Raw genomic sequence first — 14008 nt, forward strand, 5'->3', positions numbered from 1 at the left:
GATCAACGGGTCAGACCGATGAGGCTGTGCACCAAGGCGAGAAGGGTTCGCCAAACGTCGCTGCCGTCCGTCGCGGGCATCGCCTGACCCCCACGTGGACAACCATTCGGAGAAACGTACACATGGCAAAAACCATTGCTTTCAACGAGGAAGCCCGTCGCGGCCTCGAGCGCGGTATGAACCAGCTCGCTGACGCCGTCAAGGTCACCCTCGGCCCCAAGGGACGCAACGTCGTCCTGGAGAAGAAGTGGGGAGCCCCCACGATCACCAACGACGGTGTCAGCATCGCCAAGGAGATCGAGCTGGAGGACCCGTTCGAGAAGATCGGCGCCGAGCTCGTCAAGGAAGTCGCCAAGAAGACTGACGACGTCGCAGGCGACGGCACCACCACGGCCACCGTTCTCGCCCAGGCACTCGTTCGCGAAGGTCTGCGCAACGTCGCAGCCGGCGCCAACCCGATGGGCCTCAAGAAGGGCATCGAGGCCGCTGTTGAAGCCATCAGCGCCCAGCTGCTCGGCATGGCCAAGGACGTCGAGACCAAGGAGCAGATCGCTGCTACTGCCTCGATCTCCGCTGCTGACACCACGGTCGGCGAGATCATCGCCGAAGCCATGGACAAGGTCGGCAAGGAAGGCGTCATCACAGTCGAAGAGTCCAACACGTTTGGCATCGACCTGGAGCTGACCGAGGGCATGCGCTTCGACAAGGGTCACCTGTCGGGCTACTTCGTGACGGACCCCGAGCGTATGGAGACTGTGCTCGAGGACCCCTACGTCCTCATCTACAACGGCAAGATCAGCACGGTCAAGGACATGGTCCCGATCCTCGAGAAGGTCATGGCGTCGGGCAAGCCCCTCGTCATCATCGCCGAGGACGTCGAGGGCGAGGCTCTCGCGACCCTGATCGTCAACAAGATGCGTGGCACGTTCAAGTCGGTTGCCATCAAGGCTCCCGGCTTCGGTGACCGCCGCAAGGCCATGCTGGCCGACATCGCCATCCTCACGGGTGGAGAGGTCATCAGCGAGGAAGTTGGACTCAAGCTTGAGACCGCCGACCTGACGCTGCTCGGCACGGCTCGCAAGGTCGTCACGACCAAGGACGAGACGACGATCGTCGAAGGCGCCGGTTCCGAGGAGCAGATCCAGGGCCGCGTTGCTCAGATCAAGTCCGAGATCGAGAACAGCGACTCCGACTACGACAAGGAGAAGCTCCAGGAGCGTCTCGCCAAGCTGGCCGGCGGCGTTGCTGTCATCAAGGTCGGCGCGGCAACTGAGGTCGAGCTCAAGGAGCGCAAGCACCGCATTGAGGACGCTGTCCGCAACGCGAAGGCTGCTGTCGAAGAGGGCATCGTCGCCGGTGGTGGCGTTGCACTCGTGCAGGCAACTGCCGCAGTGTTCGAGAAGCTCAGCCTCGAAGGTGACGAAGCGACTGGCGCCAACATTGTGCGTGTCGCTGCTTCGGCTCCGCTCAAGCAGATCGCGATCAACGCCGGTCTCGAAGGTGGAGTTGTCGCAGAGAAGGTTGCCGGACTCAAGCAGGGCCACGGACTCAACGCGGCCACGGGCGAGTACGTCGACATGATCAAGGCCGGCATCATCGATCCCGCCAAGGTCACGCGCTCGGCGCTGCAGAACGCAGCCTCGATCGCCGCACTGTTCCTCACGACGGAGGCAGTTGTCGCCGACAAGCCGGAGCCCGCTGCGGCCGGTGGCGCCCCCGACATGGGCGACATGGGCGGTATGGGGTTCTAAGAACTCAGCAACACAACGAGGGCCCCGGACCGAAAGGTTCGGGGCTTTCGTCGTTCGCGGACCCCGCCGTCTGCGATGATGCGGCGGTGGAATTGACCCGCGGCGAGGAGATGACCGCCGAACACCGCAAACGCCTGCACGTCGCGGGTGTCGACGCGGACGCGCTCAGTGCTGCGACGTGGCGACGGGTTATGGACCCTTTCCCCGACTGGTGGCACGAGGACGGCAACGCGCTCTACTTCGCGGAGGGAGCCAACCTCGCCGACGAGATCATCGAGACACTCACGATGATCCCTGTGCGCAACGTCTTGATCGCCATTGGCTCAGAAATGCACCTGTTCAGATCCCTCTTGATCGGAGGAGACGATGCCATCGTCTTCATCGATCAGAACGTGAAGCTGACGGCGGGAGAGATGTATTGCGGCGCCGAATCAACCGTGGTGCTTCACGGACCCGTCACGGCGACTCGTTGTGCCGTCATTGACGCGCGCAACGGTGGCAGCATCGTCGCCGGCCCAGACCAGTTGTGGGCGGCCAATGTCTATGTCGCCACTGACGACATGCATCGCCTCGAGGACCGCACAACGGGAGAGCGCATCAATCCATTTGGGGCGCACATTCGCATCGGGAGTCACGTATGGCTGGGTCGGGACGCGGTGGTCACCGGTCACTCCGACATTGGCGATGGCGTCGTGGTTGGTCAACTCAGCATGGTCCGCGGGCAGAAAATCGCCGACTATGCAGCGGTGGCCGGTATTCCTGCCCGGGTCGTGCGAGAAAACGTGGGCTGGACCGAGGCAGACACGCCCTAAGGGGCGCCGATGTGCGTTCGAACGTCGAGGAGCTCGGGGAAGAACGTGAGCTCGAGTGCCTTCTGGAGGAAGTTCACTCCGGATGAGCCGCCCGTTCCGCGCTTGAAGCCGATGATCCGCTCGACGGTCTTGAGGTGGCGGAATCGCCACAGTTGGAAGCTGCCCTCGACGTCGACGAGCTCCTCGCTCATCTCGTAGGCATCCCAGTAGGTGTCGGGGGAGTCATAGATCTTTCGAAGGACTTCGATCACGCCAGGGTCGGCGGTGTACGGCTGCGTCACGTCCCGCTCGAGCACGTGCTTCGGTACGGCATGGCCGCGTCGCGCGAGGAATCGCAGGAACTCGTCGTACAGGCTGGGTGCGTCGAGGTCCGCCTGCAGCGCTGAGCGCAGCGACTCATCGTGTTCGAAGACTTTGATCATCTGCGGGTTCTTGTTGCCGAGCAGGAACTCGACCGTGCGGTACTGCGGTGACTGGAAGCCAGACGCCTTGCCGAGCTTGTCGCGGAACTGCGCGTACTCAATCGGCGTCAGCGTCTCGAGCACTGCCCACTGCTCGAACATCTGTCGCTGGATCGCCTTCACTCGAGCGAGACGCTTGAGGGCCGGCGGCAGGTCGTCAGCCGCAATCAGTGCAATGGCGGATCGCAGCTCATGGATCAGTTGCTTGAGCCACAGCTCAGTGACCTGGTGCTGAATCACGAACAGCATCTCGTCGTGATGGTCGGACACCGGCTGCTGCGCCGAAAGCAGGGTCGGAAGTTGCAGGTAACTCGCGTACGTCATCTCGCCGCGCAGGTCGGTCGCGACCCCATCCTCGATCGGCCTGAAGGACTCACTCATTTCCCCACGGTATGCCGTGCTGCGTTCAACACGACGAATCGGGGGAATTCCCTACTACTGAGCGCCATACTGCATCCATAGCCTGTGGCTCAGGGGACCGACGACAGGAGTGGGGATGGCTGGCGTCGCGTCGAAGCGAGCCGGGTTCTTGTCGAGCCCGATCGTCGCCATCGTGTCCGTCATCGTTGCCCTCGCGCTGATCGTGACGGTTGGCATCACCGCCAAGAACAAGTTCCTTCCGAACGACTCGGTCACTGACACGTCGAAGGCGCTCCCAGTCGACTTCCCGTCGAGCCTGACGCCGGTCGATTCGCCGCTCGTGAAGCGTGCGGAGAAGGTCACCTTCCAGATCCAGGCACCGACCGGACTCGACGTGAAGACGTTCGAGGTCTGGGATGACGGTCGCCCATACTTGAGCTGGTCGCCCGAAAAGGGCGACAAGCCGAAAGGTGCGCCCGTCTTCGACGTGACGTCGACTGAGTTCGACTACGTGCCCACGACGGCTGGTCAGCACGTCCTCACGGCACGCCTGATCGCCGCCGACGGCAAGATCTCGGTCGCGGCACCGTTCGTCGTCCCGGCTCTTGATCGCGCCGAGGATCTGTACGAGAAGCCGCCCACTGTCGTTGTCGACGGCGTTGAGAAGCCAAACTCCGAGCGCATGAAGCGAGCCTCGCTGTCGCCATCGCCCGGCGAGACCCCGAAGCAGCTCGCATCCCGACTCGGCGTTGGCGTCAAGAACTTGAACCCGGTGCCGACCAGCAAGTCCCTCTCGCTGCCCTACGCGCCCGGCACGGTCATCGACTACAAGTTCCCGTCAGCTGCCGATGCAACCAAGAAGCTCAATGCAAAGAAGCCCGGCTCCCTTGCTGACAAGGCGGGGATCACGGCGACGGTCAAGGACTGTGCCGCGACGGTGACGCTCAAGGATTCGGTCGGTGACGGGAAGGTCGCATTGTTCGCGACAACTCCGCTCAAGCCCGGCTACCTGCAGATTGGATCGCTCGAGAAGGGCAAGCCGTTCAAGACGTCCGGCTTGCCGATCGGCAAGACGTCGCTGATGGCGTACAGCTCTGAACTGGGTCTGACTGCGGCGATCCCGGTTTCGATCACGATCCCCGACGACTGCTCATCGCTCGGATGGACCGGCGATGCCAAGATCGTCAACGGCCTACTCATGACCGAGAAGTCCGTCGACAGGCCGTACGCCTATGTGTCGGTCGACCGGGGCGAATGGCAGCGATACCCAGCCGGACAAGGCAACTATCTCCAGAGCGGTTCGATCAACTCTGTGACGGCCTATATGTCGACTACCAAATGGAATCAACTCGACGTACGGGTGTGGTCGTTCGACGGTTCGCAGGCCGCACAAGCCGCAAGCGGAACGTTCTGCCGTAAGAACATGCCAAACCCTGATCAGTGGAACGGTACCGACTCGAATGAGGGCTGCCGGTCGCCCGGGCCGCTGCCGCAAGATGGCACCGTCAACGCCACCAAGGGGTCGCTCAGCATCAAGGCGAGCCTGGGCGATATCGGCGCCGTGGGTGACGCGATCTCATCCGGTGGGAGCAGTGTTCCGGGGTTCGACGAGGTGACCGGGTACACCCCTGAGCCCGTCTCGGACGACCCGAGCGTGACGCAAACCATTCAGCTCCGCAGCGACCTTCCGGTGACGCTGGAGGCTGCTGCGTCTGAACAAGTCAAGCGAATCAGTTATCAGTTCAGCCTGTTCCCGATCAGCCAGAATACGACCTCCCTGCACCCACCAGGTGTGTTCTTTGTCGCCGAGAACAAGGGCACGAAGACCAAGGTCAACCCCTACAAATGGCGCGACGCCAAACTTCCGGGAACGGACGGCGACGATCAGGGCTTGTCCTTCGACGATGCGCTGTCGCTGGAGCTCGCGAAAGCGAACATGGCTTCTGACCACAATCTCCTGACCACGCTCTATGTACGGGCGGTGGCAACTGACAATCAGTGCCTCGACAAGTGCCTCGACAACGGGCAAACGGGGAACCAATACTCGATTGGCATCGCATCCAACAGCATCAAGATCGACATGGCCGACGAGAAGAAATGGATTCAGGTCAAGCCAACGGCGAGCGTCAAACCGGGCATCGACACGAGTTTTCCCAAGGAAGCCACGCGTGGAAAGTGCTTCTCGATTCTCGACTACCCGGACACGTCTTCATATCGGATGTTCCCGGGCTCCGCGCCGTATGTGGAGAAGCCCGTGGCGGAACAGATCTTCGGCGAGCCTAAGGTCGCGACCAAGATCGTCAAGAACGAGTCGTACAGGATCAATGCCAACGTCAGCGACCGGGCGATCGCGATCAGGGATTGGGGCGAAGAGACCAACGTCGTGCACTGTCTGGACCCGGAGGCTGACGCGATCTTCAAGGCCTCGTCGGACGCTGCCAAGGCCAAAAAGGAAGCCGAATGCGGGCTGGCCTGCCAGGCGACGGCCGTGCTGTTCGGGTTCGCGGTCGGCTTTGCCGTCGGTGGCCCGGCTGGCGCTGTCATCGGCGCGGCCGCTGGCTACTACTTCGCAGACGACCTGAAGGGCGCGACCAAGGCCCTCAACGAGCTGCTGATCACCTACTACGACCTCATCTCGATGTTCTACAACCAAATGCGCACGGATTTCGTCGAGGCCATCGCCAAGTTCAACCCGGTATGCGTGGCGATCAAGTCGGGCGGCGCGGATGCGTACAAAGCTTGCTCGACGGTCGTGACGGTGGTCGTTCAGGCCGTGATCACGTACTACACCGGCCTGCCGCCGACCGTTCCGACCTCGCAGGCTGCTCGCGCAATCGCCAACGGTGAGGCCGAAGCCTGGCTCGCTACTGGCATTGAGGTGGCAATGCGGCAGATCCCCGGCGTCGGCGCCGCCTGCGACACGTTGACGCTGGACGAAGAGACTGTCGAAGGCATGTCGACTGCCGGTGGGCTGGCTGACGGCCTGGGTGCCAACGGCATCCAGAAGCTCGTAGATGACTCGCGCCGCTCCAAGGAGGCGGGAGGTGGCATCTCGGCCTGCAACCTGGTCGCAAAAGCCGTCGCGCGCGCACTCTCGGACAAGATGAACACCTTCTACTCGGGCCAAGTCGGTGCTGCGATGGAACTCCCGTACGGGCTGCCGCCGGGGACAGCGAGCGAGCCGGTCACCGACACCACGCCGGAGATCATCATCGAGACTCCAACAAGCCTCTTCACGTCCCTACAGACCTGCCCCATCACCGCAAACGTTCGCGTCCTTCTTGATGGTGGTGTCGACGGTGACAAGGTTCTGTACACACTGCGCCCCATTCGGTCGACGCTGAAGACCGTGCCGGGTGCCAAGAAGCAGCGAGCGTCCATCCGAATCCCCGTGCTGCCCGACAGTCGAGCATTCCCGCCAAGCGCACAGACGTTGGAACCCAGCTATCCGAAGGACGACCCGAAGTACCTCAACGTGCAGGTCAATTCCCCGTGCTTCAAGGACACGAACCTGGTGTTCGAGTTTGACAAGAAGGGCGGCAGTTTTCCGGCGTTCGTCGATGACGACCGTCCGAGCGACTTCTACTACATGGTGGTGAAGTAGCCGTGGCTCTGGGTTTCCTGTCAGGTGTGTCGAACGCACTCGTCTCGAAGATCGCCATCGGTGCGGTCGTCGTGGCAGGGGTGGGAGGTGCTGTCGCGAAGTTCGTGCCGCCGCCGTCGGAGGACGTGGCGATCTGGTTCGATCAGCCGATCACCAAGCAGCACGTCCCCAAGGGACCTTTCAATCTGCTCCTGCACGTCGGTCGGGGGGAATTCGCCACCTCAGTGAGAGTGGAAGTGGCGAAGGTTGGCGGCGGTGCAGGTCCCACTCTGACGACTGACAAGATCACTCGATCCGGGTTGGCGAGCGAGACTGAAGGGCCCTATGAGCCTCAGGGGCTGCAGACAGCGACCGTTGTGTGGATCCCACGGGCGCCGGGGGCATACAAGTTGACACCTTCCTTCGCCACCGGTGGCAGCTGGATCAAGGGCCACACCATCATCGTGACGGTTGACGGCGAACCCAAGGGGCCCAGTCTGCCGACAAAGCCGACCCCGACTCCCTCGCCGACGGAATCAACACCGACGCCGATTGAGACGACAGAACCGGTGCTCTCGCCGCCAGACGCCGTGGGCGAAGTCGCCCGCATCGCTGGAGCAGGGTATGTGTATCGGTTCCAGGCGACGGCGATTGAACCCGCCGACGCAACGGTGACGGTGAACATCATGCAAGGAGACGAGTCCGACTACTCGCCCTACCCGTGCGAGCCGCTGAGCCAGGACGATGACGACCCCAGCCGGAGTCAATGCCACCTCGACTGGCTGTCGGCCGGGACAACGTCGCGCACGGTGAAGGTCTCGTACTTCTTCTACATCGAAGCCAACGGGCAGGCGTTCACCACCCCGATTGGCTCATTCATCGCCGGCACCAGCAAGGACTAGCTGCATCCGTCCGTACCCGAGGTACGGCGTCATATACGTTGGAACGCATGACTGAACTGGGATTTACGCTCAAGGTTTTCCGTCAGATCGGCATGATGAAGCCGATCTTGCCGCACAAGATGCTGGGCGCAGGTCTTCAGCTAGTCAAGTGGGGGCCGGGCTTCCCGTCTGGTGTGAACGCCGCTGCCAAGCGCTTCCCCCGCCAACTCGCCATCATCGACGATGCAGGCGAACTGACCTGGTCGGAGTTCGCTGCGCAGATCAATCAGCTCACGCAGGCGCTGAAGGACCGCGGGATCGAGGCGGGCGACTCAGTCGCACTGCTGTGCCGCAACCACCGCTACATGCTGATCGCGATGATCGCGATCATGCAGGCCGGCGGACGTGTGCTCCTGCTCAACACCATGGCCAGCCGCTCGCAGCTCGGCGAACTTGCCAAGCGGGAGAACGCCTCGCTGGTGATCGTGGATCAGGAGTTCCTCGAGGTCGCCGGCGACGTCGATCAGGACAAGGTGATCCTCGCCTGGGCTGACGACGATGCGCCGGCTGGCCTGCCCTCTGTCGCGGCGATCAGCGCCGACCAGCCCACCAAGGGTCACTCGAAGCCGGCACGCAACGGTCAGGTCGTCATCTTCACGTCGGGCACCACAGGTCTCCCCAAGGGAGCGCGCCGCGAGGAGCCAGCAGATCTCAAGCCGCTCGTCTCATTCTTCGGCGCGATCCCTTACCGCGGCAACGCCACGATCGTTCTCGCGGCGCCGCTGTTCCACTCGTGGGGCCTCATCAACTTCGGCTTCGGTCTCTCGTTGGCGCCCACATACGTCTTACGCCGCCGATTCGAGCCGACCCGTGTCATCAAGGACATCGAGGAGCAGAAGGCCGATGCGCTTGTCGTCGTCCCGCTGATGATGCAGCGCATGGTCGACGCCGATCCCGAGGTGATCAAGAAGGCTGACGTTTCGTCGCTCAAGATCACTGCGAGCAGCGGATCAGCGCTCGCTGGTGAGTTGGCGAACCACTACATGGACACGTTCACCGACTCGGTCTACAACTTCTACGGCGCAACCGAGACCGGATGGGTCACGATCGCCAGCCCGACCGATCTGCGCGAAGCGCCGGGTACGGCAGGCGTCCCGCCATTCCGTACGACCGTCCGCATCCTCGACGCTGAGGGCAAGGAAGTGCCGCGTGGAGAGACTGGCGTCATCCACGTCGGCAACGACATGCCGTTCGGCGGCTACACCGACGGCAATACCAAGGCCTTCAGCGATGGGCTGATGAGCACCGGCGACCTCGGTCACTTCGACGAGAACGGACGACTGTTCGTGTCGGGCCGTGACGACGACATGATCATCTCCGGCGGTGAGAACGTCTTCCCGCGCGAGCTCGAAGACGCGCTGATCGATCATCCCGACGTCGCTGACGTGGTCGTCACCGGCATCGACGACGACAAATTCGGCCAGGTGCTGGCTGCGTATGTCGTGGTCAAGGACGGCAAGTCACTCACCGAGGACGACATCAAAACGTACGCGAAAGAGCATGTTGCTCGCTTCGCCGTACCGGGCAAGACGATGTTCCTGGACGAGCTTCCGCGCAACCCCACCGGCAAGGTCATGAAACGCGAGCTGCCCGAGTTCGAATGACGACGCCACTAGGCTGACTGCGTGAACATCACGTACGACCCGCATCCGGATGGGCAGCCCGATCCTGGCGAGGTCGTGTGGACCTGGGTTGCGTACGAGGACGATCCCACTCAGGGCAAGGATCGGCCGGTCGTGCTGATCTCACGCGAGGGTGACCAGCTCATCGGGTTGATGATGACCTCGGTGGATCACGATCGCGACATGGCGGACGAGGCAGTTGCTGGCCGCTATTGGTACAACCTCGGGTCAGGACCTTGGGACTCCAAGGGTCGACCGAGCGAGGTCCGTCTGGATCGTTTCCTTGTCGTGGATCCTGCCGATGTACGACGCGAGGGCGCCGTCCTCGACGAACCGCGATTCACTGCACTCGTCTCAGCGCTGGGACCACACCTGCCGTGACTGAGCCCCGTATTGGCCGCATCGACGCATTCCAGCGCAAGCACGCAATCCTCGGATTTCCGATTGCCGTCATCTACAAATATTTCGATGACCAGGGGCCTTACCTCGCGGCGATCATTTCTTACTACGCCTTCATCGCAATCTTCCCGTTGCTGCTGATCTCGACCTCGATTCTCGGCTTCGTCCTGCAGGACGATCCAGATCTGCGTGACCGCCTGCTCGACTCCGCGCTGAGTCAGTTCCCGATCGTCGGTGATGCGCTCGGACGCCCCAACGGCCTGAACGGCAGCACGGGGGCGATTGTGATCGGTTCGCTGGCGGCGCTATATGGCTCGATGGGCCTGGGTCAGGCCACCCAGAATGCTGCCAACATCGCGTGGTCGGTTCCGCGCAACAGTCGCGCCAACCCATTCCTGCTGCGCCTGCGGAGCATCTTCTTCCTCGCCGCCAGCGGACTGGGCATCCTTTTGATCGCTGTCATCACGACGTTGTTCAGCAACCCCGACCAGATCGGCGTTGGGGTCTCGAGAGAGATCACGTTTGCAATCAAGATCGTGGGCTTCTTGCTGAGCGTCTTGATTTTCGGTGCCCTGTTCCGGCTGGTCAGCGGTGGACGAGGCTCGTGGCGGTCAGTTCTTCCTGGGGCGGCCACGACGGCTCTTCTATGGCAGCTGTTGCAGGTCGGTGGCCAATCCTTCGTGGAGAACGTGATCAACAAGGCCAGCTCGATGAACTCGACGTTCGCGCTGGTGCTCGGTCTCATGGCGTTCATCTTCTTGGCGGCCGTCATGGCTGTCCTCGGACTCGAGGTCAACGTCGTCACGGCTCGCAAGCTCTACCCGCGCGCGTTGCTCACTCCGTTCACTGACAACGTCGTGCTCACGGACGCAGATCAGAAGGCGTACGCGGCATACGCGAAGTCGCAGCGACACAAGGGATTCCAGTCGGTGGAGGTCACGTTCGAGGACCGCAAGCCGAAGCCGCCGCTGTCCGACTAGGCTTAGGGCACACACCGACAACCGTGAGGAAATGCCATGCCTACGGGCAAAGTGAAGTGGTACGACGCTGAAAAGGGCTTTGGGTTCCTGAGCCAGGACGAGGGCGAAGACGTCTACGTCCGCTCTGACGCCCTGCCCGCCGGCGTTGACACGCTCAAAGCTGGCAGCCGCGTTGAGTTCGGCATCGTGCAGGGCAGCCGTGGAGACCAGGCTCTCCAGGTACGTCTTCTCGATCCCGTCACGTCGGTGTCGAAGTCACAGTCGCAGGCCCGTCGCAAGGATCCCGAGGCCATGGCGGTCATCGTCGAGGACCTCATCAAGATGCTCGACAAGATCGGTGAGGGCTACCGTCACGGTCGCCACCCCGACAACAAGGTCTCGAAGCCGGCGGCTCAGGTTCTCCGCGCAGTCGCCACCGAGCTCGAGCTCTAGAGCTCAGCGGGCTCGCTCGCGCGTGGCGCTGGTTCGTTGCGCGCTCGCGTGAGCACGAATGCGAGCCAGCCGAGCAGAATCGCGGCGATAGCGAGCAGGCCAACCCGTGGTGTGGCATCGATCGTGAACAGGCCGATGCCGATCAGACCACCGATGACCCACGAGAGCTGAAGCAGCGTCTCGGACCGGGCGAACATGCTCGTGCGGACCTCTTCGCGTACGTCGTTCTGGATCAACGCATCAAGGCTCAGCTTGCCGAGTGACTGGCACAGGCCGATCGTCACGCCCAAGATCACGACGGTCCACCACGTGAACAGGACGGCAACGACACTGACGACGGCAACGTCGAGGATCAGTACGGCGATGACGACGTTCTGCGGCTTGCGGGAGCGGGCGGATGAACCGATGAGGACACCAAGAACGTTTCCGAATCCGGCACCACCAATGACGAGCCCAAGCAGGATGGTCGCGCTGCCGCTCCATCCCATCGACTCGGGTGGCTCGCGCAGAGTGAACGCCATGAAGATTGTCAGGAACCCGGACAGCAGTCGCAGGCCAGCGTTGCTGCGAAGCCCATTGACGACGCCGCGAGTGATGCTGATGCCCTTCTTCTTGGCCGACGCGGCGATGTGGGCGAGATCGACCGGCTCTTCGCCTTCGCTCGAGTCGACTCGCGGCGGCAGCAAGATCGCCAGGATGGTGCCGATCACGAACAGGAGTGCCGCGTAGCGCAGCGCCCAGGGGGCTCCGATGGCCGCGGCGCCGATCGCGATGGGCGCTGAGATCGCTCCGGCAGCCGTACCGGTCAGCGAGATACGTGAGTTGGCCTTCACCAGCGTGAAATCTGGCGGCAGGATGCGTGGCACTGCGGAGGCACGGGTGACGCCGTACGCCTTGGATGCCACCAGGCAGCCGAGCGCGGCGAAGTAGAACGCGGGGGATTCGTCGACGACCGCTCCGGCGAGCACCCAGCAGCAGAACGCGCGTACGGCGAGGGTGGCACCGATCGCCCAACGGCGACCGCGGCGGAACCGGTCGAGGAACGGGCCAATCAGCGGTGCGACGATCGCGAACGGGAGCATCGTCAGCACGAGGAACAGCGCGACCTGTCCAGCTGCGTCGTCGGTCGGGACCGTGAAGAAGAGCGTGCCAGCCAGCGATACGGCGATCGCCGCATCACCTGCCGTGTTGAAGGCATGCAGCTCGAGCAGTCGCGAAAGACCGCTCTCACCTGCGCCACCGGCGTGGGTGAATCGTCGGGCGCCGGTGAATGCCGTGGTGCTGCCCTGAGCAACAGCTCGGGCCGTACGGGTGGAGACCTTGCCAGCGATACGTGCGGATCGGGAGAGACGCGACTCGGGCGGTTCTATGGGCGCAGGAGGGTGGACGGGTGACTGCGGCTCGTCCTGCTCGTCCATATCTTCATCCTGCCTCACCGCGGGTAGCGCGCACGGTGGGCCATGGAACAATGGACGCATGTCCGTCGACGAGAAGCTCATTGCCGCGATCGATGTCGCGCGCGCTGCCGTCGACGAGGTCGCGGACGCCGGCGTCGTAGGCGAGCACCAGCGTGCCGTCGAGGACGAGAACGGCATGGTTTCGCACCACTTCGGATGCACCAAGCCCGGCTACGTCGGCTGGTACTGGTCAGTCAGCCTGTCGCGCTCACCTGACTCAGACGCCATCACGATCAACGATGTGGTGCTGCTTCCCGGCGATGACGCGATCGTCGCGCCGGTATGGACTCCCTACCGTGAGCGCATTCGTCCGGGCGACCTCAGCCCCGGCGACGTGCTCCCGCCGGACGAGGACGACGTACGACTGGTTCCGACCTGGACTGCAGGTGACGGCGAAGAGCAGACCGCGGATCGCTTCTTCGCCCGCGAGGTTGGCCTCGGCCGCGAATGGACTCTGTCGTTCGAGGGCCGCGAAATGGCGGCTGACCGCTGGCACGAAGGCGACCAGGGCCCCGATGCTCCGATCGCTCAGCAAGCCGCCGGTTCGTGCATCTCGTGCGGCTTCATGGTCAGCCTGGCTGGACCGCTCGCCGAACGCTTCGGCGTATGCGCCAACGGTATGGCCAATGACGATGGTCGCGCCGTGTCGTTCGATCACGGCTGCGGTGCGCACTCAGGCGCCCGGCTGAGCCGTTCGGCAGCTCCTCAGGAGCTTCCCCCGACAGTGTTCGACACTGTCGGCGCAGATATCGACGAGTTCTAAGACTCAGTCAACGCGGCGGCGACGCCCCGGCTGCATACGCAGGGCGTTGCGGCGGCGACGGCAGTACTCGATGCCGATCAGGCCGAGGCCAAATCCGGCGACCGCGGTCCACAACCACCAGGTGTGGTTGTCCTTGTCGAGCGTGCCGAGGAACGGCAGCAGTGCGACGGCGACAACGCCCCAGACGATCGTGCCGACGGTCATGGTGCGTACGCCGTCAACATCCATCGGCTCGACTTCGGCGACCCGGTGGGTCTTGCTGCCGATCTCGAGTTCGGTGATCTCGGGGCGACCGAACTCGTGGCGACGAGCGGCACGATCGAGGCGGGCGATCTCGCGATGCCCCATCTTGCGCTCGATGGTCTCGGGACCGTCGCCCTGACGGATCACCCAGTCGTCTTTGTCTGTCACGTCTCCACACTACCCGCCGGGATCGGCGCCACCGGT

At 63.1% G+C, this 14008-nt stretch carries 12 protein-coding genes; 9 read left to right on the plus strand and 3 right to left on the minus strand.

What is annotated here, in order from left to right:
* Nucleotides 1-122: 122 nt before the first annotated feature.
* Both groL and J2X11_RS04380 read left to right on the plus strand, forming a co-directional pair.
* Nucleotides 123-1751, plus strand: coding sequence for a chaperonin GroEL (gene groL / locus J2X11_RS04375; RefSeq protein WP_309967113.1), 1629 nt, complete (start codon nt 123-125; stop codon nt 1749-1751).
* Nucleotides 1752-1837: 86 nt separating this feature from the next.
* The gene (locus tag J2X11_RS04380; RefSeq protein ID WP_309967115.1) at nt 1838-2563 is read left to right on the plus strand and encodes an acyltransferase; all 726 of its coding nucleotides are present in this window, start codon (nt 1838-1840) and stop codon (nt 2561-2563) included.
* Here the strand turns inward: J2X11_RS04380 and kynA are convergent.
* Nucleotides 2560-3405, minus strand: coding sequence for a tryptophan 2,3-dioxygenase (gene kynA / locus J2X11_RS04385; RefSeq protein WP_309967117.1), 846 nt, complete (start codon nt 3403-3405; stop codon nt 2560-2562). The genes J2X11_RS04380 and kynA overlap by 4 nt on opposite strands.
* A 115-nt stretch (nt 3406-3520) precedes the next feature.
* On the opposite strand from kynA, the gene J2X11_RS04390 reads away from it, so the two are divergent.
* Genes J2X11_RS04390 through J2X11_RS04415 form a run of 6 tightly spaced genes read left to right on the plus strand, consistent with a single transcriptional unit; the run spans nt 3521 to nt 11341 of the window.
* Entirely contained in the window at nt 3521-6988 is a 3468-nt protein-coding gene (locus tag J2X11_RS04390) for a hypothetical protein (RefSeq protein WP_309967119.1), read from the plus strand.
* A gap of 2 nt (nt 6989-6990) precedes the next feature.
* On the plus strand, nt 6991-7869 hold the full coding sequence (locus tag J2X11_RS04395; protein WP_309967121.1) for a hypothetical protein: 879 nt from the start codon (nt 6991-6993) through the stop codon (nt 7867-7869).
* 47 nt (nt 7870-7916) lie between these two features.
* Nucleotides 7917-9512, plus strand: coding sequence for an AMP-binding protein (locus J2X11_RS04400; RefSeq protein WP_309967122.1), 1596 nt, complete (start codon nt 7917-7919; stop codon nt 9510-9512).
* Nucleotides 9513-9533: 21 nt separating this feature from the next.
* Nucleotides 9534-9911, plus strand: a complete 378-nt coding sequence (locus tag J2X11_RS04405) for a type II toxin-antitoxin system PemK/MazF family toxin (protein WP_309967123.1) — start codon at nt 9534-9536, stop codon at nt 9909-9911.
* Entirely contained in the window at nt 9908-10909 is a 1002-nt protein-coding gene (locus J2X11_RS04410) for a YihY/virulence factor BrkB family protein (RefSeq protein ID WP_309967124.1), read from the plus strand. The genes J2X11_RS04405 and J2X11_RS04410 overlap by 4 nt, the downstream gene beginning before the upstream one ends.
* Nucleotides 10910-10945: 36 nt before the next feature.
* The gene (locus tag J2X11_RS04415) at nt 10946-11341 is read left to right on the plus strand and encodes a cold-shock protein (RefSeq protein ID WP_309967126.1); all 396 of its coding nucleotides are present in this window, start codon (nt 10946-10948) and stop codon (nt 11339-11341) included.
* Here the strand turns inward: J2X11_RS04415 and J2X11_RS04420 are convergent.
* On the minus strand, nt 11338-12759 hold the full coding sequence (locus tag J2X11_RS04420) for an MFS transporter (RefSeq protein ID WP_309967128.1): 1422 nt from the start codon (nt 12757-12759) through the stop codon (nt 11338-11340). The genes J2X11_RS04415 and J2X11_RS04420 overlap by 4 nt on opposite strands.
* A 58-nt stretch (nt 12760-12817) precedes the next feature.
* On the opposite strand from J2X11_RS04420, the gene J2X11_RS04425 reads away from it, so the two are divergent.
* Nucleotides 12818-13561 (plus strand): DUF3027 domain-containing protein, encoded by a 744-nt coding sequence (locus J2X11_RS04425; RefSeq protein WP_309967130.1) that lies wholly within the window; start codon nt 12818-12820, stop codon nt 13559-13561.
* 3 nt (nt 13562-13564) lie between these two features.
* Here J2X11_RS04425 and J2X11_RS04430 read toward each other — a convergent pair whose 3' ends face one another.
* The gene (locus J2X11_RS04430) at nt 13565-13972 is read right to left on the minus strand and encodes a DUF2530 domain-containing protein (protein ID WP_309967132.1); all 408 of its coding nucleotides are present in this window, start codon (nt 13970-13972) and stop codon (nt 13565-13567) included.
* Between the last annotated feature and the right edge of the window lie 36 nt (nt 13973-14008).

It is taken from the genome of Aeromicrobium panaciterrae (assembly GCF_031457275.1).
GTDB lineage: Bacteria > Actinomycetota > Actinomycetes > Propionibacteriales > Nocardioidaceae > Aeromicrobium > Aeromicrobium panaciterrae_A.

Bases quoted from the DNA above. Each gene is read 5' to 3' on its own strand.
- J2X11_RS04425 (WP_309967130.1), top strand. From the start codon at position 12,818: ATGTCCGTCGACGAGAAGCTCATTGCCGCGATCGATGTCGCGCGCGCT.
- kynA (WP_309967117.1), bottom strand. From the start codon at position 3,405: ATGAGTGAGTCCTTCAGGCCGATCGAGGATGGGGTCGCGACCGACCTG.
- J2X11_RS04390 (WP_309967119.1), top strand. From the start codon at position 3,521: ATGGCTGGCGTCGCGTCGAAGCGAGCCGGGTTCTTGTCGAGCCCGATC.
- J2X11_RS04420 (WP_309967128.1), bottom strand. From the start codon at position 12,759: ATGGACGAGCAGGACGAGCCGCAGTCACCCGTCCACCCTCCTGCGCCC.
- J2X11_RS04400 (WP_309967122.1), top strand. From the start codon at position 7,917: ATGACTGAACTGGGATTTACGCTCAAGGTTTTCCGTCAGATCGGCATG.
- J2X11_RS04415 (WP_309967126.1), top strand. From the start codon at position 10,946: ATGCCTACGGGCAAAGTGAAGTGGTACGACGCTGAAAAGGGCTTTGGG.
- groL (WP_309967113.1), top strand. From the start codon at position 123: ATGGCAAAAACCATTGCTTTCAACGAGGAAGCCCGTCGCGGCCTCGAG.